Origin of the sequence: Curtobacterium sp. MCBD17_026, from assembly GCF_003234895.2 — a bacterium.
Taxonomy (GTDB): Bacteria; Actinomycetota; Actinomycetes; order Actinomycetales; family Microbacteriaceae; genus Curtobacterium; species Curtobacterium flaccumfaciens.
The window spans coordinates 1,743,863-1,767,626 of the sequence record NZ_CP126281.1; the positions used below are offsets into that span (position 1 = coordinate 1,743,863).

24 protein-coding genes are annotated in these 23,764 nt (G+C 72.1%); 5 read left to right on the top strand and 19 right to left on the bottom strand.

Annotated features, from left to right (window positions below; translation table 11 throughout):
- Positions 1–60 precede the first annotated feature (60 nt).
- From DEI85_RS08165 to ybaK, 13 genes are all read right to left on the bottom strand, one after another.
- Positions 61–462 carry a preprotein translocase subunit YajC gene (locus DEI85_RS08165; protein WP_051596726.1) on the bottom strand — a complete coding sequence of 134 codons (402 nt, stop codon included), beginning with the start codon at positions 460–462 and terminating at the stop codon, positions 61–63.
- Positions 463–552: 90 nt separating this feature from the next.
- The gene (gene ruvB, locus DEI85_RS08170; RefSeq protein ID WP_111122977.1) at positions 553–1,596 is read right to left on the bottom strand and encodes a Holliday junction branch migration DNA helicase RuvB; all 1,044 of its coding nucleotides are present in this window, start codon (positions 1,594–1,596) and stop codon (positions 553–555) included.
- Positions 1,593–2,213 (bottom strand): Holliday junction branch migration protein RuvA, encoded by a 621-nt coding sequence (ruvA, locus tag DEI85_RS08175; RefSeq protein ID WP_027465602.1) that lies wholly within the window; start codon positions 2,211–2,213, stop codon positions 1,593–1,595. Before ruvA ends, ruvB begins: the two co-directional genes overlap by 4 nt.
- Positions 2,210–2,857 carry a crossover junction endodeoxyribonuclease RuvC gene (ruvC, locus tag DEI85_RS08180; protein ID WP_035808297.1) on the bottom strand — a complete coding sequence of 216 codons (648 nt, stop codon included), beginning with the start codon at positions 2,855–2,857 and terminating at the stop codon, positions 2,210–2,212. Before ruvC ends, ruvA begins: the two co-directional genes overlap by 4 nt.
- A 2-nt stretch (positions 2,858–2,859) precedes the next feature.
- On the bottom strand, positions 2,860–3,627 hold the full coding sequence (locus DEI85_RS08185; RefSeq protein ID WP_017887357.1) for a YebC/PmpR family DNA-binding transcriptional regulator: 768 nt from the start codon (positions 3,625–3,627) through the stop codon (positions 2,860–2,862).
- Positions 3,628–3,746: 119 nt separating this feature from the next.
- Entirely contained in the window at positions 3,747–4,358 is a 612-nt protein-coding gene (pdxT, locus tag DEI85_RS08190) for a pyridoxal 5'-phosphate synthase glutaminase subunit PdxT (protein WP_111122978.1), read from the bottom strand.
- Positions 4,348–5,268, bottom strand: coding sequence for a pyridoxal 5'-phosphate synthase lyase subunit PdxS (gene pdxS, locus DEI85_RS08195; protein ID WP_027465600.1), 921 nt, complete (start codon positions 5,266–5,268; stop codon positions 4,348–4,350). The genes pdxT and pdxS overlap by 11 nt, the downstream gene beginning before the upstream one ends.
- A gap of 13 nt (positions 5,269–5,281) precedes the next feature.
- Complete coding sequence (locus tag DEI85_RS08200; protein ID WP_258376240.1) at positions 5,282–5,935, bottom strand: HIT family protein; 654 nt, start codon at positions 5,933–5,935, stop codon at positions 5,282–5,284.
- Positions 5,935–7,956, bottom strand: a complete 2,022-nt coding sequence (gene thrS / locus DEI85_RS08205) for a threonine--tRNA ligase (protein ID WP_111122979.1) — start codon at positions 7,954–7,956, stop codon at positions 5,935–5,937. The genes DEI85_RS08200 and thrS overlap by 1 nt, the downstream gene beginning before the upstream one ends.
- A gap of 94 nt (positions 7,957–8,050) precedes the next feature.
- Positions 8,051–8,593: an adenine phosphoribosyltransferase gene (locus DEI85_RS08210; protein ID WP_110860004.1), complete on the bottom strand. Its 543-nt coding sequence runs from the start codon at positions 8,591–8,593 to the stop codon at positions 8,051–8,053.
- Between the two features lie 176 nt (positions 8,594–8,769).
- On the bottom strand, positions 8,770–9,003 hold the full coding sequence (locus DEI85_RS08215; protein ID WP_146238520.1) for a hypothetical protein: 234 nt from the start codon (positions 9,001–9,003) through the stop codon (positions 8,770–8,772).
- 615 nt (positions 9,004–9,618) lie between these two features.
- Positions 9,619–12,225, bottom strand: coding sequence for an ATP-dependent Clp protease ATP-binding subunit (locus DEI85_RS08220; RefSeq protein ID WP_111122980.1), 2,607 nt, complete (start codon positions 12,223–12,225; stop codon positions 9,619–9,621).
- A gap of 96 nt (positions 12,226–12,321) precedes the next feature.
- Positions 12,322–12,807, bottom strand: coding sequence for a Cys-tRNA(Pro) deacylase (gene ybaK / locus DEI85_RS08225; protein ID WP_110860000.1), 486 nt, complete (start codon positions 12,805–12,807; stop codon positions 12,322–12,324).
- Positions 12,808–12,873: 66 nt separating this feature from the next.
- On the opposite strand from ybaK, the gene DEI85_RS08230 reads away from it, so the two are divergent.
- Complete coding sequence (locus DEI85_RS08230) at positions 12,874–13,167, top strand: hypothetical protein (RefSeq protein WP_110859998.1); 294 nt, start codon at positions 12,874–12,876, stop codon at positions 13,165–13,167.
- Between the two features lie 61 nt (positions 13,168–13,228).
- Complete coding sequence (locus DEI85_RS08235; protein ID WP_111122981.1) at positions 13,229–13,966, top strand: YidC/Oxa1 family membrane protein insertase; 738 nt, start codon at positions 13,229–13,231, stop codon at positions 13,964–13,966.
- Here DEI85_RS08235 and DEI85_RS08240 read toward each other — a convergent pair.
- Positions 13,963–14,178, bottom strand: coding sequence for a hypothetical protein (locus tag DEI85_RS08240; protein WP_027465592.1), 216 nt, complete (start codon positions 14,176–14,178; stop codon positions 13,963–13,965). The two genes, DEI85_RS08235 and DEI85_RS08240, sit on opposite strands and share 4 nt — an antisense overlap.
- A gap of 93 nt (positions 14,179–14,271) precedes the next feature.
- On the opposite strand from DEI85_RS08240, the gene DEI85_RS08245 reads away from it, so the two are divergent.
- Together DEI85_RS08245 and DEI85_RS08250 are read left to right on the top strand one after the other, a co-directional pair.
- Positions 14,272–15,186 (top strand): hypothetical protein, encoded by a 915-nt coding sequence (locus DEI85_RS08245; protein ID WP_111122982.1) that lies wholly within the window; start codon positions 14,272–14,274, stop codon positions 15,184–15,186.
- 242 nt (positions 15,187–15,428) lie between these two features.
- A complete protein-coding gene (locus tag DEI85_RS08250) occupies positions 15,429–16,790 on the top strand; it encodes an MFS transporter (protein ID WP_146248964.1) in 1,362 nt (453 codons plus the stop codon).
- 648 nt (positions 16,791–17,438) lie between these two features.
- On the opposite strand, the gene DEI85_RS08255 is transcribed toward DEI85_RS08250, so the two are convergent.
- Positions 17,439–19,520 carry an MSCRAMM family protein gene (locus DEI85_RS08255; protein ID WP_111122984.1) on the bottom strand — a complete coding sequence of 694 codons (2,082 nt, stop codon included), beginning with the start codon at positions 19,518–19,520 and terminating at the stop codon, positions 17,439–17,441.
- A 208-nt stretch (positions 19,521–19,728) separates the two neighbouring features.
- Positions 19,729–20,208, bottom strand: a complete 480-nt coding sequence (locus DEI85_RS08260; protein WP_110859988.1) for an NUDIX hydrolase — start codon at positions 20,206–20,208, stop codon at positions 19,729–19,731.
- Positions 20,209–20,384: 176 nt separating this feature from the next.
- Here DEI85_RS08260 and DEI85_RS08265 point away from each other — a divergent pair, with 176 nt between their 5' ends.
- Positions 20,385–21,254 carry a universal stress protein gene (locus tag DEI85_RS08265; protein WP_111122985.1) on the top strand — a complete coding sequence of 290 codons (870 nt, stop codon included), beginning with the start codon at positions 20,385–20,387 and terminating at the stop codon, positions 21,252–21,254.
- Here DEI85_RS08265 and DEI85_RS08270 read toward each other — a convergent pair.
- From DEI85_RS08270 to DEI85_RS08280, 3 genes are all read right to left on the bottom strand, one after another.
- Complete coding sequence (locus DEI85_RS08270; protein WP_284183503.1) at positions 21,211–22,218, bottom strand: SGNH/GDSL hydrolase family protein; 1,008 nt, start codon at positions 22,216–22,218, stop codon at positions 21,211–21,213. The genes DEI85_RS08265 and DEI85_RS08270 overlap by 44 nt on opposite strands.
- Positions 22,219–22,352: 134 nt before the next feature.
- A complete protein-coding gene (locus tag DEI85_RS08275) occupies positions 22,353–22,709 on the bottom strand; it encodes a PRC-barrel domain-containing protein (protein WP_110859982.1) in 357 nt (118 codons plus the stop codon).
- 50 nt (positions 22,710–22,759) lie between these two features.
- Positions 22,760–23,743, bottom strand: coding sequence for a glycosyltransferase family 9 protein (locus DEI85_RS08280; protein ID WP_111122987.1), 984 nt, complete (start codon positions 23,741–23,743; stop codon positions 22,760–22,762).
- Between the last annotated feature and the right edge of the window lie 21 nt (positions 23,744–23,764).

Consider the following 23,764-nt stretch of genomic DNA (forward strand, 5'->3'; position numbering starts at 1 on the left):
GGCACACCGTGCGACGGCAGAGGGAGGCCGCCGGGTCAGACGACCCGGCGGCCGAGGGCGTCAGTCGTCGGACTTGCGCTTCGTGGCGTCGGTCTCGTCGACACGGTCGGTGTCGACCCGCTCGCCGTAGACCGGCTCACCGTTGAGCTCGGCCACCGGCTTCGGCTCGTCCTCGGTGGTCGTGGTGGTCTCGACGTCCGACGCGTTGTCGTCGACGACGCGCGACAGGGTCTGACGGTGCACGGTGACGATGGTCCCCGGTGCGATCTCGACGTCAGCGGTGACCTTCTCCTCGTTCACGGAGAGGAGCGTGCCGTAGAGGCCGAAGGACAGCATGACCTTCGCGCCCGGGACCATCTTGTCCACGAGTTCGGCCTGCTGCTTCTTGCGCTTGCGGCTGTTGTAGAACATGAAGGCCGCGAACGCCACGACGATGACGATGAGGATGACTTCTTGACCCATGATGCGTTGCCTTCTCTGGTTGCTCGGTTTCGGGCCGTAGCAGTCTAGGGCACGCCGGTGTCCGTGGCATGTCACCCGACTGATCGGCGGTCAGACGGTGGATTCCGGGTCGTCGAAGAGCCCGGGCTGCCCGCCGTCGTCCTGCCCCGGGGTGAGGCCGAGGTGTCGCCAGGCCCGCGGTGTCGCGATGCGCCCGCGGGGGGTGCGGGTCACGAGTCCGACGCGGACGAGGAACGGTTCGACGACCGACTCGATCGTCTCGGATTCCTCGCCGACGGAGACGGCCAGGGTGTTCAGGCCGACCGGACCCCCGTCGAACCGCGTCAGCATGGTCTCGACGACGGCACGGTCGAGGCGGTCGAGGCCGAGTTCGTCGACGTCGTACAGGTCGAGCGCACCCTGGACCGCGGCCATGCCGTCGGTGGTGCGGTGCACGAGGGCGTAGTCGCGCACCCGGCGGAGCAGGCGGTTCGCGATGCGCGGGGTGCCACGGGAGCGTCCGGCGATCTCGCGCAGGGCGGTCCGGTCGATGTCGAGTTCGAGCAGGTGGGCCGCTCGGATCAGGACCTGCTCGAGCTCGTCCTTCTCGTAGAACTCGAGGTGGGCGGTGAACCCGAAGCGGTCGCGCAGCGGGTTCGGCAGCAGGCCGGCCCGGGTGGTGGCGCCGACGAGCGTGAACGGTGCGAGGTCGAGGGGAATGCTCGTCGCACCGGCACCCTTGCCCACCATCACGTCGATGCGGAAGTCCTCCATCGCCAGGTAGAGCATCTCTTCCGCCGAGCGGGCCATGCGGTGGATCTCGTCGATGAACAGCACTTCGCCCGGCACCAGCGACGACAGCACGGCGGCGAGGTCTCCGGCGTGCTGGATCGCCGGGCCGCTCGACATGCGCAGCGGTCGCCCGGTCTCGTGCGCGACGATCATCGCGAGCGTGGTCTTGCCGAGGCCGGGAGGACCCGCCATCAGGATGTGGTCGGGCGTGCGCTCCTGCATGCCCGCGGCCTTGAGGAGCAGGTCGAGCTGCCCACGGACCTTGCGCTGCCCGACGAACTCGTCGAGCGAGCGGGGACGGAGCGCGCCTTCGAACGCGAGTTCTTCCTGCGACTCGGCGCCGGCGGACGTGATGCCGCTCACCGGCCGGCTGCCGCGGGTCGGAGCGCACCGAGGGCGGCGCGGAGCAGGGCCTGGGTACCCATCGCGGCGGCACCGGGCTCGTTGGCGACGGCGTCGTCGACCGCGGTCTGTGCCGCGTCTTCGCGCCAGCCGAGGCCGATGAGCGCCGAGACGACGTCGACCGCGGCGGGGTGGACTGCGGTCCCCCGTGCGGCGGCGACCACGGCAGCCTGCTCGAAGGCCACGAGCTTGCCGGAGAGCGCGACGATGATGAGCTTGGCGGTCTTCGGGCCGATGCCGGAGACCTTGCGGAACGCGCCGTCGTCCTCGTTCGCGACGGCGTTCGCGATCTGCGCCGGGTCCATGTGGGCCAGGACGCCCATCGCGGACTTCGGACCGACACCGGATACCCCACGGAGCAGGTCGAACACCTGCAGCGCGTCGGTCGACTCGAAGCCGAAGAGCAGGTGCTCGTCCTCGCGCACGATCATGGCGGTCCGCACGAACACCTCGGACCCGTGGCGCATCGTGAGCGCGTGTGCGGGGGTCACGGTGACGGCGTACCCGACTCCCCCGACCTCGATCACCACGGCCGAGCCGGCGATGTCGATGCAGGTGCCCCGGAGACTCGCGATCATGCTCCGAGCCTAGGGCCGCCCACCGACGACGCCGACCTGCCACGCTGCGGGCGGGCCGCGGCGGCGGCCGCGCGGGCCAGCGGCGAGTCGACGGTGCCGCCCTGGGCGTCCCGCCAGGCGCGCTGTGCGGGGGTGAGGTTCGTGGCACGCGAGCCGGCGGCGTCGGGTGATCCGAGCCTCCAGGCATGGCACACGGCCAACGCGAGCGCGTCGGCGGCGTCGGCCGGCTTCGGGGCCTCGTCGAGCCCGAGCACGCGCGCGATCATGGTCTGCACCTGACGCTTGTCGGCGTTGCCGTAGCCGGTGACGGCGGCCTTGACCTCGGACGGCGTGTGCAGCCCGACGGGCAGGCCGCGGGCGGCCGCGGCGTGCAGCGCCAGGCCGGCCGCCTGCGCGGTGCCCATCACGGTGCGGACGTTCGCCTGCGCGAACACCCGCTCGACGGCGACCGCATCGGGGTGGTGCTCGTCGATCTCGGCGGCGATGCCGTCCGCGATGCGGAGCAGCCGCTGCTCGAGCGGCATGTCCGGCGGGGTGCGCACGACCGTCACGTGGACGAGTCGTGCGCGCCGGTTCGGTGCGACCTCGACGACGCCGACGCCGCACCGGGTGAGCCCGGGGTCCACCCCGAGCACACGGAGCACGGTTACTCGCCCTCGTCCTCGTCGAGCTCGGCCTGGACGTCCGCGGGGATGTCGAAGTTCGAGTAGACGTTCTGCACGTCGTCCGAGTCCTCGAGCGCGTCGATCAGGCGGAACACCTTGCGGGCGGTCTCGGCGTCGACCGGCACCTTGAGGCCCGGGACGAACTCGGCGTCGGCGGAGTCGTAGTCGATGCCGGCGTCCTGCAGGGCGGTGCGGGCGGCGACCAGGTCGCTCGCCTCGGTGATGATCTCGAAGCCGCCGCCCTGGTCGATGACGTCCTCGACCCCGGCGTCCAGCACCGCGGTCATCACGGTGTCCTCGTCGAGGCCGTCCGTCTTCGTGACCGAGATGACGCCCTTGCGCGAGAAGTTGTAGGCGACGCTGCCCGGGTCGGCCATGGTGCCGCCGTTGCGCGACATCGCGGTCCGGACCTCGGCCGCAGCACGGTTCTTGTTGTCCGTGAGGCACTCGATGAGCATCGCGACGCCGTTGGGGCCGTAGCCCTCGTACATGATCGTCGTGTACTCGATGGTCTCGCCCGTGAGACCCGCACCGCGCTTGACGGCGCGGTCGATGTTGTCGTTGGGGACCGAGGTCTTCTTCGCCTTCTGCACGGCGTCGACCAGGGTCGGGTTGCCGGACATGTCGGCACCGCCCATCTTCGCGGCGACCTCGATGTTCTTGATCAGCTTGGCGAACGACTTGGCACGGCGCTGGTCGATGACCGCCTTCTTGTGCTTGGTCGTTGCCCACTTGGAATGCCCGGACACGGTTCTCCTTGCGTATTGCGGAAAGTCCCGCTCAGTTTAGCGGCCCTGTGGGCCGAACACCGGCCTGGAGGCGCGGCGCGGCTTCCGTCCCGCCGGTGCGGCGGGTGGGCGGTCACGCCTCAGGCGCTGCGCACCAGGTCGAGGAAGCGGCGGTGGAAGCGGTCCTCGCCGGCGACCTCGGGATGGAACGCGCTGGCGATGACGTTGCCCTGCTGCACCGCCACGACCTGCCCGTCGGGCAGCGCGCCGAGGACGTGGACGTCGTCGCCGCGCTGCTCCACCACGGGGGCCCGGATGAACACCGCGTGCACCGGTGCCTCACCGAGGTCGGGCATCGGGATGTCGACCTCGAACGAGTCGTTCTGCGCACCGAACGCGTTGCGGCGCACGGTGGTGTCGAGCACGTCGAGGGTCCGCTGACCGCTGATCCCGTCGGTGATCCGCGACGACAGCATGATCATGCCGGCGCAGGTGCCGTAGGTGGGCAGGCCACCGCGGATCGCGTCGGCGAGGGGCTCGGCGACGCCGAACGCGCGGGACAGCTTGTCCATCACGCTCGACTCGCCCCCCGGGATCACGACACCGTCGAGCGTCTCGATCTCCTCTGCCCGACGGAGCGGCACCACGTCGGCGCCGAGCTCGGTCAGCGAGGCGATGTGCTCGCGGAAGTCACCCTGCAGCGCCAGGACCCCGATGCGGGGCCGAGCGCCGCTCGTCGGACTACCAGCCACGCTCGGCGAGGCGGTGCGGTGCGGGGACGTCGGCGACGTTGATGCCGACCATCGCCTCGCCCAGACCACGGGAGACCTCGGCGATGACCCTGGGGTCGTCGTGGAACGTCGTCGCCTTGACGATCGCGGCGGCACGGGCCGCCGGGTCGCCGGACTTGAAGATGCCGGACCCGACGAAGACACCGTCGGCGCCGAGCTGCATCATCATCGCGGCGTCGGCCGGGGTGGCGACACCACCGGCGGTGAAGAGGACGACGGGGAGCTTGCCGGTGCGGGCGACTTCCTGCACGACGTCGATCGGGGCCTGGAGCTCCTTGGCGGCGACGTAGAGCTCGTCGTCACGCAGGTTGCGGAGCGCCGCGATCTCCTTGGTGATGGTGCGGATGTGCTTGGTGGCCTCGGACACGTCACCCGTGCCGGCCTCGCCCTTGGAACGGATCATGGCCGCGCCCTCGGTGATGCGACGGAGCGCCTCGCCCAGGTTGGTGGCACCGCAGACGAAGGGGGTGGTGAACTTCCACTTGTCGATGTGGTTCACGTAGTCGGCCGGCGACAGCACCTCGGACTCGTCGATGTAGTCGACACCGAGCTCCTGCAGCACCTGCGCCTCGACGAAGTGACCGATGCGGGCCTTCGCCATGACGGGGATCGACACCGCGGCGATGATCTCCTCGATCATCGAGGGGTCGGACATGCGCGCGACACCACCCTGCGCACGGATGTCGGCGGGGACGCGCTCGAGGGCCATGACGGCGGTCGCGCCGGCTTCTTCCGCGATGCGGGCCTGCTCGGCGTCGACCACGTCCATGATCACGCCGCCCTTGAGCATCTCGGCGAGGCCGCGCTTGACGCGGTCGGAGCCGGTGATCGAGGTGCCAGGGGTGCCGGAGGTGCTGGTGCTGTCGCTCATGATGCCGACCAGTCTAGTGCGCCCGGGGCCACCCGTCGGCGACGAGTCGACGCGTCTCGCCGAGCAACTGCGACATCGACTTCGTCCGGGCGATGATCGGGAAGAAGTTCGCGTCCGACTGCCACCGCGGAACGATGTGCTGGTGCAGGTGTGCGGCCACTCCGGCACCGGCGACCTCGCCCTGGTTCATGCCGATGTTGAAGCCGTCGCAGTGCGAGACCTCGCGCAGCACCCGCATGGCGGTCTGCGTCAGCTCGCCGATCTCGCGCAGTTCGTCCGGCGTCGCCTCGTCGTAGAGCGGGACGTGCCGGTACGGGCAGACGAGCAGGTGCCCGTTGTTGTACGGGAACAGGTTGAGCAGCACGTAGGCGTGCTCGCCCCGGGCCACGATCAGGGCGTCCTCGTCGGACATCCGCGGGGCTTCGCAGAACGGGCAGTCGTCGTCGTGCCCGCGACCCCGGCCTTCGCGGCCCGCGTCGATGTAGGCCATCCGGTGCGGGTTCCAGAGCCGCTGGAACGCGTCCGGGACGGCTGCACCGGTGGCCGCGTCGCGGATCACCAGCGGATCGGTGTCCGCTCCCCCGGAGCGCACGGCGGTGGTGGGACCGGCCACGTCGTCGACGTGACCGGTCCCCGCGGCCTGCTCCGGGCCTCCCGACTGTGCCATCAGACCTGCGCGCGCTCGCGGATCGCGGTGAGGATGCGGTCCACGGCCTCGTCGACGGGCACCGCGTTGTCCTGGCGGCCGTCGCGGAAGCGGAAGCTGACGGCACCGGCGTCGCGGTCGTCGCCACCGGCGATGAGCTGGAACGGCACCTTCGCCTTGGTGTGCGTGCGGATCTTCTTCTGCATGCGGTCGTCCGAGTGGTCGACCTCGGCGCGCACGCCGTTCGCTCGGAGCTTCGCGATGACCTCGTCGAGGTAGTCGCCGTACTCGGCCGCGACCGGGATGCCGACGACCTGGACGGGCGACAGCCACGCCGGGAACGCACCCGCGTAGTGCTCGGTGAGCACCCCGAAGAAGCGCTCGATCGAGCCGAACAGCGCGCGGTGGATCATCACCGGACGCTGGCGGGAGCCGTCGGCCGCGGTGTAGTCGATGCCGAAGCGCTCCGGCAGGTTGAAGTCGAGCTGCACTGTCGACATCTGCCAGGTGCGACCGATGGCGTCGCGGGCCTGCACCGAGATCTTCGGGCCGTAGAACGCGGCGCCGGCGGGGTCGGGCACGAGTTCGAGACCGGACTCCTCGGCGACCTCGCGCAGAGTGTTCGTCGCGACGTCCCAGACCTCGTCGTCGCCGACGTACTTCTCCGGGTCCTTGGTGGAGAGCTCGAGGTAGAAGTCGTCGAGGCCGTAGTCGCGCAGGAGCGAGAGCACGAACTCGAGGGTCGTGGTCAGCTCCTCCTTCATCTTCTCCTGCGTGGTGAAGATGTGTGCGTCGTCCTGGGTCATCCCGCGCACGCGGGTGAGGCCGTGGATGACGCCCGACTTCTCGTTGCGGTAGACCGTGCCGAACTCGAACATCCGGAGCGGCAGGTCACGGTAGGAACGGGGCTGCGACCGGTACGCCAGGATGTGCATCGGGCAGTTCATCGGCTTGAGGTAGTAGTCGGCACCCTGACGCGTGACGTTGCCGTCCTCGTCCTTCGCCTCGTCCATGTGCATGGCCGGGAACATGCCGTCCTTGTACCAGCCGAGGTGCCCGGAGGTCTCGAACAGGTCGCCCTTGGTGATGTGGGGCGTGTAGACGAAGGAGTAGCCGTTCTCCTCGTGCCGACGGCGCGAGTAGTCCTCCATCTCGCGGCGGATGATGCCGCCCTTCGGGTGGAAGATCGCCAGGCCGGAACCGATCTCGTCGGGGAACGAGAACAGGTCGAGTTCGGCGCCGAGCTTGCGGTGGTCGCGCTTGGCGGCTTCCTCGAGGCGCACCAGGTACGCCTTGAGCTGGTCCTTGTCGGGCCAGGCGGTGCCGTAGATGCGCTGCAGCTGCGGGTTCTTCTCGGAGCCGCGCCAGTACGCAGCGGCGACGCGCATGAGCTTGGCGGCGTTGCCGATCCACCGGGTGTGCGGGACGTGCGGGCCGCGGCAGAGGTCCTGCCAGAGCACCTCGCCCGACTTCGGGTCGACGTTCTCGTACACGGTGAGCTCGCCGGCACCGACCTCGACGCTCTCGCCGGAGTCACCGTCGGACGCCGCACCCTTGAGGCCGATGAGCTCCTGCTTGTAGGGCTCCCCCGCCATCAGCTCGCGTGCCTGCTCGTCGGTGACGACCACGCGACGGAAGCGCTGGGCCTGCTTGACGATGCGGTCCATGCCCTTCTCGATCGCCTTGAGGTCTTCGGGGGTGAAGGGCTCGGCGACGTCGAAGTCGTAGTAGAAGCCGTCGGTGACGGGCGGCCCGATGCCGAGCTTGGCGTCCGGGTTGATCTGCTGCACGGCCTGCGCGAGCACGTGGGCGGCCGAGTGCCGGAGGATGTCGAGCCCGTCCTGCTCCTGCAGGGTGACGGCCTCGGCGGTCTCGCCGGCCTGCACGTCCGCTGCGAGGTCCTTCAGGACACCGTCGACGCGGATCGCGACGACGCCGCGCTCACCGTCGAAGAGCTCGGTGCCGGTCGTGGTCGTCGTCGCGGTCCGGGGCTCGGGTGCCTGGGGAAGCTCGGCGGGCGCGGGTGCGACTGACTCGGTCACGATGATGGGACTCCTCGATCGAAATGGTGCGTCAAGACTAGTGCGAGACGTGCTCGCGTGCGGACGCCCGCGGGGACCGTGCGGTCGCCCGCGCTCAGGCCGGCACGGCGCCGAGCGTCGCGACGGGCAGCCGCGGCTCGAGACGCTCGCGCCCGTCCAGGCCGTCGAGCTCGAGCAGGGCGGCGAAGCCGATCGCCTGGTACCCGGCCCGTTCGAGCAGCGTGATGGTGGCGGCTCCGGTGCCCCCGGTGGCCAGGACGTCGTCGACGACGAGCACCCGCGTGCCCGCGGGCAGCTGGCCCGGGCGAAGTTCGAGTTCGGCCTCGCCGTACTCCAGCGCGTACTGCTCGCTGAGGACCTCGCCGGGGAGCTTGCCCGCCTTGCGCACGGTGAGCACACCGACCTGGTGCTGGGCGGCGATGCCCCCGGCCAGCGCGAAGCCGCGGGCCTCGATGCCGGCGACGGCGTCGAACCCGGCTCCGACCGCGAACGGTGCCGCGAGTGCTTCGCACACGCGCCCGAACGCGACGGCGTCGGAGAACACCGGCGTCACGTCACGGAAGAGCACCCCCGGCTTCGGGAAGTCCGGCACGAGGGCGGTGAGGCGTTCGACGAGTGCAGCTGCGGTTTCGGTCACCCGCCAACGGTACGGGAGGCCCGGAGTGCGTCCGGACGCCCCGCACGGTGCGAGGGGTGCCCGGCATGGTGCGAGGTTCCGGACGTGGTGCCACCCCGAGGGGCGGTCACGGTGGACGGAACCTCGCACCGAGCGTGCGTGCGGCGCGGCCGGCGCAGGCACCGGCGCGCCGCCGGTCAGCGCCACATCCGCATGGCGGCGCCCTGGGTGATCCAGTCGGCTTCGCGCTGCTGGCGTTCGCGCTCGAGGCGGGCCAGCGTGGCGAGGTCGACCTCGGGCCGCTCCTTGCGGGTGCGTCGGCTCCAGATGATCAGCGACATCCCGACTCGGAGTGCGATGCGGTCGGCGAGTGAGACCCGGCGGCGCACCGCGCGGGTATCGGGTGGACGGGTGGTGGTCTTCGTGGACACGGTGTTCCCCTTCAGGGCACGGCAGAGCTGCCCGGGTGTCGGGCATGACGAATCCGCCCGGGTTGCGGGCAGCAGGAATTGAATGCGTGAGAATGCACTCCGGGATGGTCCGGAAATGTTCGGACAACGATCGCGGAATGCTCGTCGACCCCGAGAGCGTCGCACTGTCCACCGACATTCTTCCGGCGTCGTCCGCGCAGATCGGACGGCACGCATCAACGGGCCGTCGAGCCGTTCAGCAGACGAACGAACCGGTGCTGCGCGAGCCTGATCGGCTCAGCGCACGGTGCCCGGAGGCACAGGTGTCAGGAGAGTGGGACGCCCCGGGTCAGCGGACGCGGAACGGGGTACCGACGCGTCCACGGATTCCACGGAACGGAGTGGTCGTTGTGATCATCATGGGTCGGCCCCCTTTCGGTCTCGAGCTGGCGGAGTCGTCCGGGTCGAATATTCGACCGTTCGCGACGAGTGAACACTATCGGCACCGCAATTCGGAGCGCAACCCCTTTTCCGGAAAACGTCCGGAATTGCATTCCCGAACACCGTGGCGGTCCGTGCACGCCGAAGGCCCGGTACCGAATCGGTACCGGGCCTTCGTGTGCGCGTGCGACCGGACTAGACCGCCGCGTGCTCCGCGACGCTCGCCGTCAGGGAGTCGCCCTCGACGTCGATCCGCACGGTGTCACCCGCGGTGACCCCGCCCTCGACCACGAGGGTCGCGATGCGGTCGTCGACCTCGCGCTGGATGAGCCGACGGAGCGGGCGGGCGCCGTACTCCGGCTCGTACCCGTGCTCGGCGAGCCAGTCGACCGCCGCGTCGGACACCGACAGGAGCATGTCCTGTGCGACCAGCCGGAGCGCCGTGTCCTGCAGCAGCAGGGACACGATCGACGTGATCTGCGACCGGTCGAGCTTGCGGAACAGCACGATCTCGTCGATGCGGTTGATGAACTCGGGACGCATCGCCTCGCGCAGCTTGCCCATCACGCGGGCCCGCAGGTCGTCCTCGGCGTATCCGTCCGTCGCACCGACCGGGGAGAATCCGAGCGCTCCCGAGCGGGAGGCCAGGAACTCCGAGCCGATGTTCGACGTCATGATGACGACGGTGTTCCGGAAGTCGACCGTCCGCCCCTGCCCGTCGGTGAGCCGGCCGTCGTCGAGGACCTGCAGCAGCAGGTTGAAGACGTCCGGGTGGGCCTTCTCGACCTCGTCGAGCAGGATCACCGAGTACGGGTTGCGGCGGACACGCTCCGTGAGCTGGCCGGCCTCGTCGTAGCCGACGTACCCGGGAGGGGCACCGACCAGACGGGAGACGGTGTGGCGTTCGCCGAACTCGCTCATGTCGAAGCGGAGCATGGCGGACTCGTCACCGAACAGCGACGACGCCAGGGCCTTCGCGAGTTCGGTCTTGCCGACGCCCGTCGGGCCGAGGAACAGGAAGCTGCCGACCGGACGGCGCGGGTCACCCATGCCGGTCCGGCTGCGCCGCACCGCCTTCGCGATCGCCCGCACGGCGTCGTCCTGGCCGACGACGCGGTCGTGCAGCTCGGACTCGAGTGCGGCGAGCCGCGTCTTGTCGGCCGAGCCGAGGCGGGTCACCGGGATCCCGGTGGCACGTGAGACCACGGCGGCGATGTCACCTTCCGTGATCGAGGTGTCCGCGGACTCCGGACGGGAGGCGCGGCTCGCGTCCGCCGACGAGGCGGCGGTGATCCGGGCCTCCAGTCCGACGATCTCGTCACGCAGGTCGGACGCTTCCTCGTAGTGCTCCTCGGCGACCGCGCGGTCCTTGCGGGCCGTCAGGTCGGCGACCTGCGCACGCAGTGCCTCGACGTCGACGTCGCCCGAGAGGGCGAGGCGGCGGCGTGCACCGGCCTGGTCGATGAGGTCGATGGCCTTGTCCGGCAGGTGCCGGTCGGTCACGTAGCGGTGCGAGAGTTCGACCGCCGCGCGGAGTGCCTCGGGCGTGTAGACGACGCCGTGGTGCTCCTCGTAGCGCGGGGCGAGGCCGGTCAGGATCGCGACGGCGTCCTCGACGTTCGGCTCCCCCACCGTGACGGGCTGGAACCGGCGCTCGAGCGCGGCGTCCTTCTCGATCCGGCGGTACTCGTTGAGCGTGGTCGCGCCGACCAGGTGCAGGTCGCCACGGGCGAGCCGGGGCTTGAGGATGTTGCCGGCGTCCATCGAGCCGCCCTCGCCGCCGCCACCGGCGCCGACGACGGTGTGGAGCTCGTCGACGAAGACGATGAGCTCGTCGGCGTGCGCCGCGATCTCGTCCATCGCCTTGGTGAGGCGCTCCTCGAAGTCGCCGCGGTAGCGGGTGCCGGAGAGCATGCCGGGCAGGTCGAGCGCGACGACCCGCTTGCCCTGCAGCAGGGCGGGGACGTCACCGTCGACGATGCGCTGGGCGAGGCCCTCGACGATCGCGGTCTTGCCGACGCCGGGCTCACCGATCAGCACCGGGTTGTTCTTGGTGCGACGGAGCAGGATCTCGACGGTCTGCTCGATCTCGTCGGCGCGGCCGATCACCGGGTCGACGTGCCCGTCACGGGCGCGCTGGGTGAGGTCGGTGCCGAACTGGTCGAGCGTCGGGGTGTCGCTGTCGGTGGCCTGATCGGCGCCGACGGCGTCGGGTGTTCCGGGCATGGGGCGCCCCTCTCGTGCTGCTGCCGCGGCCTGCTGGGCGTAGTCCTGCATGACCTGCGGGGTGATCCCGGCGCTGGCGAGCAGCTGACCGGTCACGGTCTCCTGGTCCATCACGAGCGCGAAGAAGACGTGCTCGGGGTCGGTGTAGGTGCTGCCGAAGCCCCGCGCGGCCTGCGTCGCCTCGACGAGGATGCGCTGGGCGGTGCCGGTCAGTGCCGGGCGGCCGGTCTGCTCGGCCAGCGGCTCGTGCGCCATCGGCAGGCGCTGCTCGATCTCCTCGGCGAGTCGCTGGGGGTCGACCCCGGCGGAACGCACGACGGCGTCGAACGGTTCGGTGCGGACGAGCACGTGCAGGATGTGCAGTGCGTCGATCTCGCGCTGCCCCTGCGCGACCGCGTACTCGGCGGTGTGCTGGAGCAGCTCGTGGGTCCGGCGGCTGAGCAGCCGGGTGATGTCGACCGGTCGACCGAACGCGCGGACGCGCTGTTGGTCACCGGTGCGCTGTGCCGCGAGCAGGCGGGCGAGGAACTCGTCGAACGAGTCGTTGCTACCGGTCGGGCCGAACGTCTCTGGCAAAGGGACCTCCTGGGGAACTTGAGTGCCTTCGACTCAATGCAACGCAGGAGGGCTCGGGTCATTCCCGGGTCCGGAAGAAACTTGCGGCGACTCGACTCAGGTCCGCGCGATGGCTGCGGAGACCGCCTCGGTGATCCGCGCGAGGTCCGTCGGCGCCACCTCGATGTCGAATCCGCGACGTCCGCCGGACACGAAGATGCTCGCGTACGACAGCGCCGACTCGTCGAGCACGGTGCGGAGCCGGGTCTTCTGGCCGACCGGGCTGATGCCGCCGACGACGTAGCCCGTGCGCTTCTCGGCGAGGGCCGGATCGGCCAGCGTCGCCTTCTTGCCCCCGACCGCGGCGGCGATCGCCTTGAGGTCGAGCCGGTTCGCCACCGGCACGATCGCGACGGCGAGGGTGCCGTCGACGGAGACGACCAGGGTCTTGAAGACCTGCTCCTCGCGCAGCCCGAGGGCGGCGGCCGCCTCTTCTCCGAAGTTGGTGGCGCTCTCGTGGTGCTCGTACACGTGCGGCGTGTACGGGACCCCGGCCGTCTCGAGCGCGACGGTCGCTGGGGTGCTCGGCGAACCTGCGGTCATGCCGTGATCCTCCCCCGCCGCACCTTCCGGTCCTCGACGGCACGCGGGCGTTACGCTGAACGGACCATGACCGCCGTCCTGCTGCTGCTCCGCGCCACCGCCGCGCTGGTGCTCGGCGACCCGGCCGCCGGGGTGCTGCCCCTGCTGGCCGTGGCGGCACTCGGGCTGACCGCGGTCGCCGTGACCGTCGTCTTCGCCCGGCTGCTCGTCGCGGTGCTCGCGGCCGTCCTCGGGGTCGGATCGGCAGCCGTGTCGGGTCGGTCGGCGGTCCCCGACCTGGTCACCCGGATCGGGTGGAGCCACCCCGACGCCGACGGACACGTCCGCTCACGGGCACCGGGGGTCGCGACCCCGGCCTGACCGCCGACCGGTGGTCGGGCCACTCACGCACCCCGCTGACCCACCACCGATCGGAACCGTCATGGACCTGTCCACCCTGCCCCTCGTCGGCCCGCTGCTGCACGGCGGCGCAGAGCTCGTCGCCGCCCTCACCGCGGCGCTCTCCCCCGTCGCCGGCTCGTTCGCCGCGGCGATCGCCGTCGTGCTCCTCACCCTGGCCGTCCGCCTCGTGCTCGTCCCGCTGTCCGTGCTGCAGGTGCGGGCCGAACGGGACCGCCGGCGCCTCGCACCACAGCTCGCGGCGCTGCGGAAGCGCCACGGCCGCGACAGCCAGCGGCTGCAGCGAGCGGTGCAGCAGCTGTACACCGACGAGAAGGTCTCGCCGCTGGCCGGCTGCCTGCCCGTCCTGGCGCAGGCGCCCGTGGTGTCGCTCGTCTACGCCCTGTTCACGCACGCCTCGATCGACGGCACCGCGAACGCCCTGCTGGAGGCGACGCTCGTCGGGGTCCCGCTCGGCCACTCGCTCGTCGTCACGCTCACGTCGCCGCTGTGGGTGCACGCCTGGGTGGTGCTGGTCCTGCTGGCGGTGCTGGCGGTCGTCGTCGAGCTCAGCCGCCGGTCGAACGCCCACTGGAACCCGGTACCGGCACCGGAACCGGGTGCCCCCGGGTCCGCCGCGACCGCCGCCGTGGGTCGGTACGTGCCGTTCATCACGGTCGTGTTCGCGGCGATCGCACCGCTCGCCGCCGCGCTCTACGTCGTGACGAGTGCGGCCTGGACCTACGGCGAACGCGCCGTGCTGCGACGGGTGGTCCGCTAGCCGCCCTGGCCCTCCTGCTGCGGTCCCTGGTCGACCGGGTCGTACTCGGTGCCGCGGCCCTGCTCCTCGTCGGCGGTCGGCACGTGGCGTTCCGTGCCGGCACCGCCGGGGCTGGTCGCGACGTAGTCGGCCTCGCCGGACTGGGTGTCGTGGCTCAGCGGCTCGAGGGTCTCGGCGTCGGCGTCGTGCTGCGGCATGGGGTCGGTGCTCATGCACCACGCCTACTCCCTCGTTCTGGGTGCGCGCGCACGGCTGCGCGGTGCCACGATGGACCTGTCCACGCGACCGGCAGAGCGGGAGTGCGCATGGCCCACGACGACGTGGCAGCGGAACGGGCACGGCTCGAGGCCGTCGCCTGGGGAGCAGGATCGAGCCCGGCGGACGCTGCGCGCGCCCGGATCGCCCTGCAGGACCTGGAACGCGGACGGCGACCCCGCGCGCGTGCGGTCGCGACGGCGCGGGATCCACTGCCGGGAGGCCCGGATCCGGCCCGCACGTCCCTCCCGTCCGCGACACGGTCGGGTCCAGAGCCCGCGTCCGCGCCCGAGCAGGTGCCCGCGGCCGGTCCCGTGTCCTTGCCCGCCAGCGGGGCTGCCCTGCCTGCTGCAGCCGACGTGTCGAAGGCGACCGACGGCGGTGCGGGTGACCACTCCGATGACGGGACCGTCGAGGGCGGGGGTGAGCCGCGCCTCCAGGCCGTGCCCACCGCGCGGTCCCGGTGGCGTCGCTGGCTGTGGACGGAGCGTCCACGCGCGTGGATCGCGGGCGGTGCGGCTGCCGCGGTGGGCGTGGCGTTCGCGGCCGGGACACTCGTCGGGACCGCGCGCCCGGACGTCGCCGCGGCGCCGAGCGTCACGCCGACGGCGGGGACGGTGACGCTCGAGCAGCTGCTCGACGTCCCGCAGACGTACGCCGACCAGCTGCCGGGGCCGGTCGCGGCGCCGGTGAGTCTGCACACGACGCGACTGGTCTTCACGAACCGGGCGCTCGACGGCGGGACCGCCGAGACGCCCTGGAACGTCTGGGCCGGCATCGGGACGGACCGGTCGACGATCTGCCTGGTGGCGACGGCGGACCGCATCGAGTCGTCGACGGCGTGCTTCCCGCGGCAGGCGGCACTGCACGGATCGGTGTCGATGTCCGCGCAGTCCAGGAGCGGCACGCTGACGATCGAGCTGCGCGGCGGTGGAGTCCAGGGTCGGGTGACGAACGCGTACTGAGTGGCGGTGCTGTCCCTGTGACCGGAGCTGAGAGTTTCGTTGGAGCGCTCCGATGTATTTGCTGGAGGCCCTCGCGAGCGCCATTCCGTCGTGCAACACTGGAGCAGCGCACTCGTCGTGGAGTCGTACCCACATCATCCACATCCGCCAGCGAGCGCGCCCAGCAGACCCTCCCGGTCACCGCCGTCAGAACGATCGGCATCGTCGCGCGCTCCACCGTGCCTCGCAAGGAGGTCAGCAGCGTGTCCACCAACACCACCACCTCGGCCGTGTCGACCCACACGCGGCCGATCACCGTCACCACCCAGTCGATCGTCGGCATCGCCGTGCTCGGACTGGCCACGTTCTTCGCCATCACCACCGAGCTCATGCCCGTCGGGCTGCTCGGCACGATGAGCGCCGACCTCGGCGTGACCGAGGCCACCATGGGCATCGTCATCACCGTGTACGCCGCGGCCGTCGCACTCCTCGCGCTGCCGCTCACCGCGTTCACCGCGAAGCTGCCCCGCAAGACCGTGCTCGTCGCCACGCTCGTCGGCTACACCGTGTCGAACCTGATGGTCGCGCTCGCACCGTCCTTCGCGGTCGTCTGCGCAGGACGTGTCGTCGGCGGCATCGCGCACGCACTGTTCTTCTCGGTCGCCTCGGCGTACGCCACCCGGATCGTGCCGCCGCGGCTCGCCGGGCGGGCGATCGCCTTCGTGTACTCGGGCAGCTCGCTCGGGTTCGTGCTCGGCGTGCCCATCGCGACCTGGGTCGCGCAGCACATCGGCTGGCGCCAGGCCGTGTTCTCCGTCGGTGTGGCCGCAGCGGCACTCGCGGTCGTCGCCCTGCTGTTCCTGCCCGCCGTCCGCGGTGCCTCGTCGCCGCACATCGGGTCGCCGAAGGCCTGGGCGCGCACCGGCCTGCTGTCCGTCGTGATCGCCGACATGCTCCTGTTCGGTGGGCACTACGTCGTCTACACCTACATCGGGCCGTACGCGATCGACGCCGGGCTCGACGCCGGGATGGTGAGCGGGGCGCTGCTCGTACTCGGCGGCACCGGTGTCGTCGGGCTCTGGCTCGCCGGCATGTTCGTGGACCGTGCGCCCCGGCAGACGCTGATCGCCTCGGTCGCCGTGATGGCCGTGGCCTTCGCGACGATGCCGTTCGTGCACGGCTCCCTGATCGGGACGATGGTCGTCGCGGGGGTGTGGATGGCCGCCAACGGCACGACCGGCACGCTCTTCATGGCCGCGGCGATCCGTGCCGGAGGCGTCTCCCCCGACATCGCCGGCGCGCTGGTCAACGGGGCGTCGAACATCGGCATCGCCGGTGGCGCGGCGTTCGGCGGGCAGGCACTCGGGATCGTCGGGCTGCAGTACCTGCCGTTCGCCGGCGGCGCGGTGCTGGTCGGGGCGCTCGGGGTCGTCGTGCTGGCGCGCCGCGGGTTCCCGGTGCACACGCACACGCAGGAGCACCTGTCGACCTCGTCCATCGAGGCCATCACGTCGTCGCTCGCGGTCGTCACCACGTCGGTGCCGGTCGTCGGGCGGGCGATCCAGACGGTCACGGGGTCGATCGGCGTCGTCACGGGTTCGGTGCGGCGGCCGCGGACGCGCTGAGGGCCGACGCGGGCGGCGAGGTCGGCGCGTCGAGTGGTCGGTCGGCGCGTCGAGTGGTCAGGACTTGCCGTTGGTGGGGCATCGGGGGCGCTTGAACTGTCGTCTGCGGGCTCGGCGGGCGACGGTTCGTGACCCCTCGGCGTACCCGGGCGGCGTGTTGTGCGACTGCGGCGGGCGCGGGAGGTCGGCGCGTCGAGTGGTCAGGACTTGCCGTTGGTGGCGCATCGGGGGCGCTTGAACTGTCGTCTGCGGGCTCGGCGGGCGACGGTTCGTGGCTCCTCGGCGTACCCGGGCGGCGTGTTGTGCGACTGCGGCGGCGCGGGAGGTCGGCGCGTCGAGTGGTCAGGACTTGCCGTTGGTGGCGCATCGGGGGCGCTTGAACTGTCGTCTGCGGGCTCGGCGGGCGACGGTTCGTGACTCCTCGGCGTACCCGGGCGGCGTGTTGTGCGACTGCGGCGGCGCGGGAGGTCGGCGCGTCGAGTGGTCAGGACTTGCCGTTGGCGGAGCGTCGGGGGCGCTTGAACTGTCGTCTGCGGGCTCGGCGGGCGACGGTTCGTGACCCCTCGGCGGACCCGGGCGGCGTGTCGTGCGACCTCGGCGAACCCGCCCGCGAACGCCGCCGCTGCGCCCGCCGCGCCCGCCGAGCGGTCAGTCCTGCAGGTGGTCCGTACGGCGGCGGTTGCGCACCGCGCGGTAGGTCAGCAGCGCCGCACCGAGCAGCACGAGCACCCCGGCGGCGATGAGCCCCGGGCCGAGGTCCGCGCCCGTGGAGGCGAGAGGTCCACCGTCCCCCGCCTCGCCCTGGCCGGACACCGGTGCGGAGCCCGACCCGGCGGCGGGGTCGGTCGGAGTCGCCGAAGGCGCGCCGCTCGGCGACGGCGACGGCGCGGGAGCCGGAACCGGAGCCGGACTCGCCGCAGCCCGCACGACGAACGCCAGCGGCGTCGCAGCCCCCGACTCCGGGGTGACGACGGTCGCCGTCGGGGCCCCCTCGACGTCGACCGAGACGGCGTACTCGGTCGTGGGCTCCAGTCCGGTCAGGTCGAACGCACCGTCGTCGTCCGTGACGACCGACACGGGATCGCCGGACTGCGGGTCCGTCGGAGCCGCGACGACCTCCACGTCGGGAACGGGTTCGCCGTTCGTGTCGACGACGGTGCCGGGCTGATCGGTCGTGACCTCGGCGGCGGGTGCTGCGGAGACGAACGGCAGGTCGGACGAAGAACGCTCGCCGGCGACGGCCGTCACACCGGTGTTCGACGTCGCCCCGGTCGCCCCCGGTTCGGGCCGTTCGGTCCGGACGGTGTACGTGCCCGCTGCGGTGGCGAAGACGTAGCGACCGTCGGCATCGGTCTGCGTCGCCGCGACCAGGGTGCCCTCGTCGTCGACGAGCTCGACGACGACTCCTGCGCGCACGGGTGAACCGTCGAGCGAGACCACGCCGGCGACCGTCGCGACGACCGCGGCCGGGGCGTCGATCTCGTCGGGGACCGCCGGTGCCGCGTCGTCGTCGCCGGTCGTGATGGTCACGGGCGGCTCGTCGGCGACCGACACGTCGAGCTCGATGTCCGCCGGCAGGTCCGAGCCGGTGTAGGCGCCGTCGCTGTTCGTCGTGGTGTCGAAGAGGACGCCCCCGGTGACCGGGTCGGTGATGACGACCTCGAGGTTCGAGACCGGTCGGCCGCCTTCGTCGACCACGGTGCCGATGACCGACGCGGTGTCCTCCGGCGACGTGAACGCGAAGTCGGCCTGCTGGTCCACGCCGCCCGGCGAGCCTGCCTGCGCGAGGGAGACCCTCGTGGGCTGGTCAGGACCCTCGGCGCCGTCCGGCGGGGTGATCTCGACGCGGTAGTTCGCGATGACCGGCAGCTGCGGGAGCGCGTAGGTGCCGTCGGCGTTGGTCGTCGTCGTGTACACGGTGCCGCGCGGAGCGGTGACGCGGACGATCGCGCCGGGGATCGGCGCTCCGTCGAGGGTCGCCGTGCCGGTGATCGCGGCGGTGCGGTTGGCGAACCAGGTCTGGTACACCGGGAACCCGCTGCGCTGCTGGTACGTGATCGTCAGGCTGGCGAGCGAGACGGTCGGCGTGAACCACGCCGTGGCGCCGGCGGTGTCGACGGCGCCGGTGTTCCCCGTCAGGGTCCGGGTGGCGGGGTCCCACGAGGGCAGGTCCTGCCCGGTGGTGCCGTCGGGGTCCGCGGTGCACGATGGCCCTCCGGCGACGGCGGCCGAGCACGAGTTGTAGGAGCTCTCGTAGCCGAGCTGCTCGGCGGTCGCGGCGCCGCCCCCGGAGAGGGTGGCCGAGATGGTCGCCCGGTCGGCGTCGACGTCGCCGAGCACGAACGACCAGCTCTGCGCGCCTGGCGTCGGCTCCGCGAACGTGTAGGTCGTCGTCGAGGCGCCGGACGTGGGTGAGTCGACGTTCGGCCGCTGGTTCATGTACGTCTGGCCGCGGCTCGTCCCGTAGACCTCGCCGGCCGGTGTCGCGGCGGACTGCCACGTCGATGCCCCGCTGACGACGGTCGACTGCCGGGAGTCGGACGTGAAGGTCGTCTCGGGGAACCCGGCCAGGGTCATCGTGCCGGTGTACGCCCGGCTCGCTCCGCTGAGGGTGAAGGTCCCCCAGTTGCCGACCGGCTCGGCCGATGCGCTGGTCACGCCGCCGATCGCGAATCCTGCGCCGAGTGCGAGGGCCGTCAGCCCACCTGTGACCGCGCTCCAGCGCCGCATGCGTACTCCCCTGCTGTCGGGCCGGAGAACCCGACACCCGCTCAGGCTATCCGGAGGACGCGGCTCGTGTCCGGTGTCCGACACGAGCAAGAGGGCCCCGCCGAGTGGTCACGACATACCGCGTGCCGATCGCCGGGTGGCCGAGAAGTGTCGCCTGGAGGCCCTCCGGACGACAGTTCGTGACCCCTCGACGACCACGAGCGGCGCGTCAGGAACCGCCAGCAGCGCGACCCAGCGCGACCAGGGCGTCGAGCGCCGCGACCTGCCCGGCCACCACCAGCTCCCGCGCCTCGTCGAGCCCGACCCACCGCGCGTCGTCCACCTCGGGCACCTCGACGAACCGCCCCGACCCGCGCGGCAGCTCGAGCCGCACGGTGTTGCTCCGCACGGTGTCGACCGAGAACTCCGACGCCCGTGCCGCGAAGACCCGCACCCGCTTGCCCGACGCCTGGCGGAACTCCCCCAGGTCGGTCAGGTCAGCGGCGGTCACCGGGGCGGGCACGCCGATCTCCTCGGCGAACTCGCGCAGCGCGGTGCCGAGCGGCTCCTCGCCCGCCTCGACCAGCCCCTTCGGGATCGACCAGGCACGCGGCCGGTTCCGCCAGAACGGCCCGCCCATGTGCGCGAGGAAGACCTCGGGCCCGGACGGACCGGTCCGGTGCAGCAACAGTCCGGCGCTCACGACCACGCCCCGAGACTACGCAGACCCGGCCGGGAGGCCCGGATCACCGCACACGCGCCGCGCACCACCCGACGTGCCCGGTTCCACCGCCGGTTCCCCTCGCCCGCGCCGGGAGTACCGTTTGGCGCACGGAGCGCCGTGTGACGCCCCCGGAGGACCTGCGATGGAGGAGGCCGATCGGGATGGACGAACGATGGACGACGGTGACGCTGGCCGCGGACGCCGCGATGCCGCACGACGAGGCGCTGCGGTGGATCGCCGCCCGCGCGGACAGCGGGATCGAGCGGATCCGGATCATCGGAGCCGACCCGGCGATCGAGGGACCCGGACCGGTCGCCGACCGCCTGGCCGATGCCGCTCGCGCCGCCCTGCCCGGAGCCACCGTCGAGGTGCACCGGCACGCCGGGCCGTTCGCCAGTGCCCTGGTCGAGGAGTCCGACGGCGGTGACCTCCTGGTGATCGGGACCTTCCGGAGCCGACGGGGTTCGACCGCCGGCGGCGACCCGGCGCGCGTCGCGGTCCGCGCGGCCGTGCCGACCGTGATCGTCCCCGAGGGCCCGCACCCGATCGACGGCGACGTGGTGCTGGCCGTCGAGGAACCGATCGACGAACGGGCCGTCTCGATCGCCGTCGCCGAGGCGGTCCGGCTGCACCGACGACTGACGCTGCTCCGGGCGTGGGAGATGCCGGTGCTGACCCGGACCGGGCTCACCGACTTCGCCGAGGACCCCCTGCGGTGGCGCACCCGGAACGCCGAACTGCTGCAGCGCGTCACCGAGGACCTGACCGCGCGGTTCCCGGCGGTGCGGATCCGTCCGCTGCTCGTGGAGGGACACCCGGGGCACGCCATCGCATCGCGCACCCGGCGGGCGTCGCTCGTGGTGCTCGGACGGGGGCACGTGCGGGTGCTGTCCGGCGCACTGCTCCACGACGTCGTCCGTGAGACGGCGGCACCGGTCTGCGTCGTCCCACCGGCGGCCCACACGGACAGCGCGGGGTCCGGACGGGTCAGCCGGCGAGTTCCCGGATCGCGTCGGCCATCTGGTCGGTGAGGTACGCGACACCGCGGCCGTTCGGGTGGAGGGCGCCGGCCTTCAGGTCGATGCGTCGCAGGTCGCTCGAGCCGGTCAGGCTGACGCCGGCGACGTAGCGCTCGTCCCGCGGGGCGCAGGCCGAGTGGGCCTCGGTGCGTTCGAGGACGTCGACGAACCGGACCCCGGCGGCGCCTGCGGCGGATGCGGACACGGCGTCGAGCTCCTCCTGCACGCCGTGCAGGTACGCCACGTCGTCGTCGGTGAAGGGGAAGGTGTCCGAGGGGAACGACCCCGCGAGCGTGCCGAGGTCGAGCGCCGAGCGGAAGCAGCCCTTCGCCGGGGTGTGCTCGGTGTCCGGGAAGATCGCCGGGTACCCGAGGAACACGACGACGGCGTTCGGCGCGGCCCGTTGCACCGCTGCGAGGGTGTCGGCGATCCCGAGCGCGACCCGCGACTGGATCTTCACGCTGAGTTGGTCCTCACCGTCCTGCACGAGCGTGCTCTCGCACGACGGCGCGTCACGTCCGGAGAACACCGGGCCGTCGGCCGAGATCGCCAGGCACGACGCGGCCGTGCCGAACAGGTCCGCGTCGTTGCCGCCGATCGTCAAGGTCACGAGCCGGGTGCGCGACGACAGCGACTCGATCTGCGGGGGGACGCCCTTGAACTGGTGTCCGGTCGTGACGTCCTCGCTGGTGGCGCCCGCACATGTGACGTCGGTCAGGTCGAGGCCGAACCGTGCCGCGAGCCGGTGCGGGTAGTCGCGGGCCGACTGCACGCACGCGCTCGTGGGCAGCCGGGTCCGGTCGCCCAGGCCGTAGCCGGCGGAGTACGAGTCACCGAGGGCGACGTACTCGCTGCCCGGCGGGAGGTCGGCGAGCGGCTCGGTCGGGGCGTCCGGCACCGGGTAGGGCTGCGGGGCGGGCCACATCGGCGCGGCCGACGCGGAGTCCACCGGCCCCGGCGCCGCGACACCGGCCACCACCAGCCCGACGACGGCGACCGCCGCCAGGGCGGCGAGCAGCGTCGTACGGGCGGTGCGGAGCAGTTGCGGCCTCCGGGCGGGTGCGGCGGATCGGTCGGTCGGATCGGGTCGGTCGGTGGGGCGGGACGGGCTCAGCGGCGTCCGAGTCGGCGTTCGCCACCGCTGCCGGTGCGGTACTCCAGCCCGTAGTGCTGGAACAGCTCCGGCTCGGTCGCGGCGTCGAGCTCGCCGTCGGTCGAGATCGACGGAGCGTCCTTGACGAGCTTCTTCGGGAACGTCACACGCAGGTGCTTCGGAGCGACGGTGGCGCCGAACAGCGGGACGAAGACGAGCTTCTGGAACCCGACCACGCCGGTGGTCAGGGCGCCGAACGCCGGCTCGGACGTGGCGGTGTCGTAGTAGATGCTCTCGAGCGTGCCGACCTTGTCGTCGGCCTCGTCGACGACCGGCAGACCGATCCAGTCACGGATGTTCGCGGCTTCGAACACGAAGGACTCCCTCCGAGCGTCCGGCAGGTCCGGGTGGCTCTCGCTCGACGCTACCGCCCGGCCGCCTGAGCGGTCACCCGGAGCCGGTCCACCGCGCCGAGCACGTCGTCCGCGGTCACGGCCAGGATCGCCGGGTCCGGGTCCTCGGCGAAGACGTCGCCGCGACGGACCGAGGCGTCGGTGAGCACGATGTGCGGGCCGGTCGACGGCGGCCCCCACGCCTCGGGCGGCGCCGGGCCGAACAGCACGACCGACGGCACCCCGTAGGCGGTCGCCAGGTGCGCGGCGCCGGTGTCGACCGTGACGACCAGCCGCGCCGCGGCGATCACCGCGGCGAAGGCCTGCAGGTCCAGGGTGCCGGCCAGGACCGCCTCCGGCGCCAGGCCGGCTGCTTCGGCGACGGCACGGGCGCGCACGACGTCGTCCGAGCCTCCTGTCAGGACCACGTCGGCACCGCGCGCCCGGAGCCCGCGCACCACGTCGGCGAAGCGGTCCGTCGGCCAGTGCCGCGCACCGTGGAAGGCACCCACGTGCACGACGGCCGCGTCGGCGACCACCGGCGGATCGGCGGGGCGGTCGATGTGGACCTCGGTCGCGTCCGCGGGGATGCCGTGCCACGTGAGCAGGTCCGCCCAGCGGTCGCGCTCGTGCACGTCGTCCGGCCACTCCGGGCCCTCGTAGTCGTGGGTCGGGTCGGCGTGGCCGATGACCCGACGCGGGGCGAGCGCGGCGACGAGGTCCGATGACTCCGGGCCGGCTCCGTGCAGGTTGACGGCGACGTCCACGGCACCGTGCGGCACCGCGATCGGGTGGTCGAGACCGTGCTGGGCCAGGTGGACGTCCACCGCCGGCACGAGTTCGACGACCGGCGCCAGCCACGCCGTGGTGGCCAGGGTGATGCGGTGGTCGGGGAACGCACGGCGGAGCGCGTGCAGTGCGGGTACGGCGACGAGCAGGTCGCCGAGCTTGATGGCCCGGAGGACGAGCAGTTCCGGGCGTCCGTCGGAGTCGGGCAGGTTCTCGAGGGCGGTCACCGCCGCGACGGTAGACCCGAC

What these genes read in the sequence shown, in the direction of transcription:
- DEI85_RS08165 (WP_051596726.1), bottom strand. Translation starts at nt 462, where the DNA reads ATGGGTCAAGAAGTCATCCTCATCGTCATCGTCGTGGCGTTCGCGGCC.
- ruvA (WP_027465602.1), bottom strand. Translation starts at nt 2,213, where the DNA reads ATGATCGCGAGTCTCCGGGGCACCTGCATCGACATCGCCGGCTCGGCC.
- pdxS (WP_027465600.1), bottom strand. Translation starts at nt 5,268, where the DNA reads ATGAGCGACAGCACCAGCACCTCCGGCACCCCTGGCACCTCGATCACC.
- DEI85_RS08200 (WP_258376240.1), bottom strand. Translation starts at nt 5,935, where the DNA reads ATGGCACAGTCGGGAGGCCCGGAGCAGGCCGCGGGGACCGGTCACGTC.
- ybaK (WP_110860000.1), bottom strand. Translation starts at nt 12,807, where the DNA reads ATGACCGCAGGTTCGCCGAGCACCCCAGCGACCGTCGCGCTCGAGACG.
- DEI85_RS08230 (WP_110859998.1), top strand. Translation starts at nt 12,874, where the DNA reads ATGACCGCCGTCCTGCTGCTGCTCCGCGCCACCGCCGCGCTGGTGCTC.
- DEI85_RS08235 (WP_111122981.1), top strand. Translation starts at nt 13,229, where the DNA reads ATGGACCTGTCCACCCTGCCCCTCGTCGGCCCGCTGCTGCACGGCGGC.
- DEI85_RS08240 (WP_027465592.1), bottom strand. Translation starts at nt 14,178, where the DNA reads ATGAGCACCGACCCCATGCCGCAGCACGACGCCGACGCCGAGACCCTC.
- DEI85_RS08245 (WP_111122982.1), top strand. Translation starts at nt 14,272, where the DNA reads ATGGCCCACGACGACGTGGCAGCGGAACGGGCACGGCTCGAGGCCGTC.
- DEI85_RS08255 (WP_111122984.1), bottom strand. Translation starts at nt 19,520, where the DNA reads ATGCGGCGCTGGAGCGCGGTCACAGGTGGGCTGACGGCCCTCGCACTC.
- DEI85_RS08265 (WP_111122985.1), top strand. Translation starts at nt 20,385, where the DNA reads ATGGACGAACGATGGACGACGGTGACGCTGGCCGCGGACGCCGCGATG.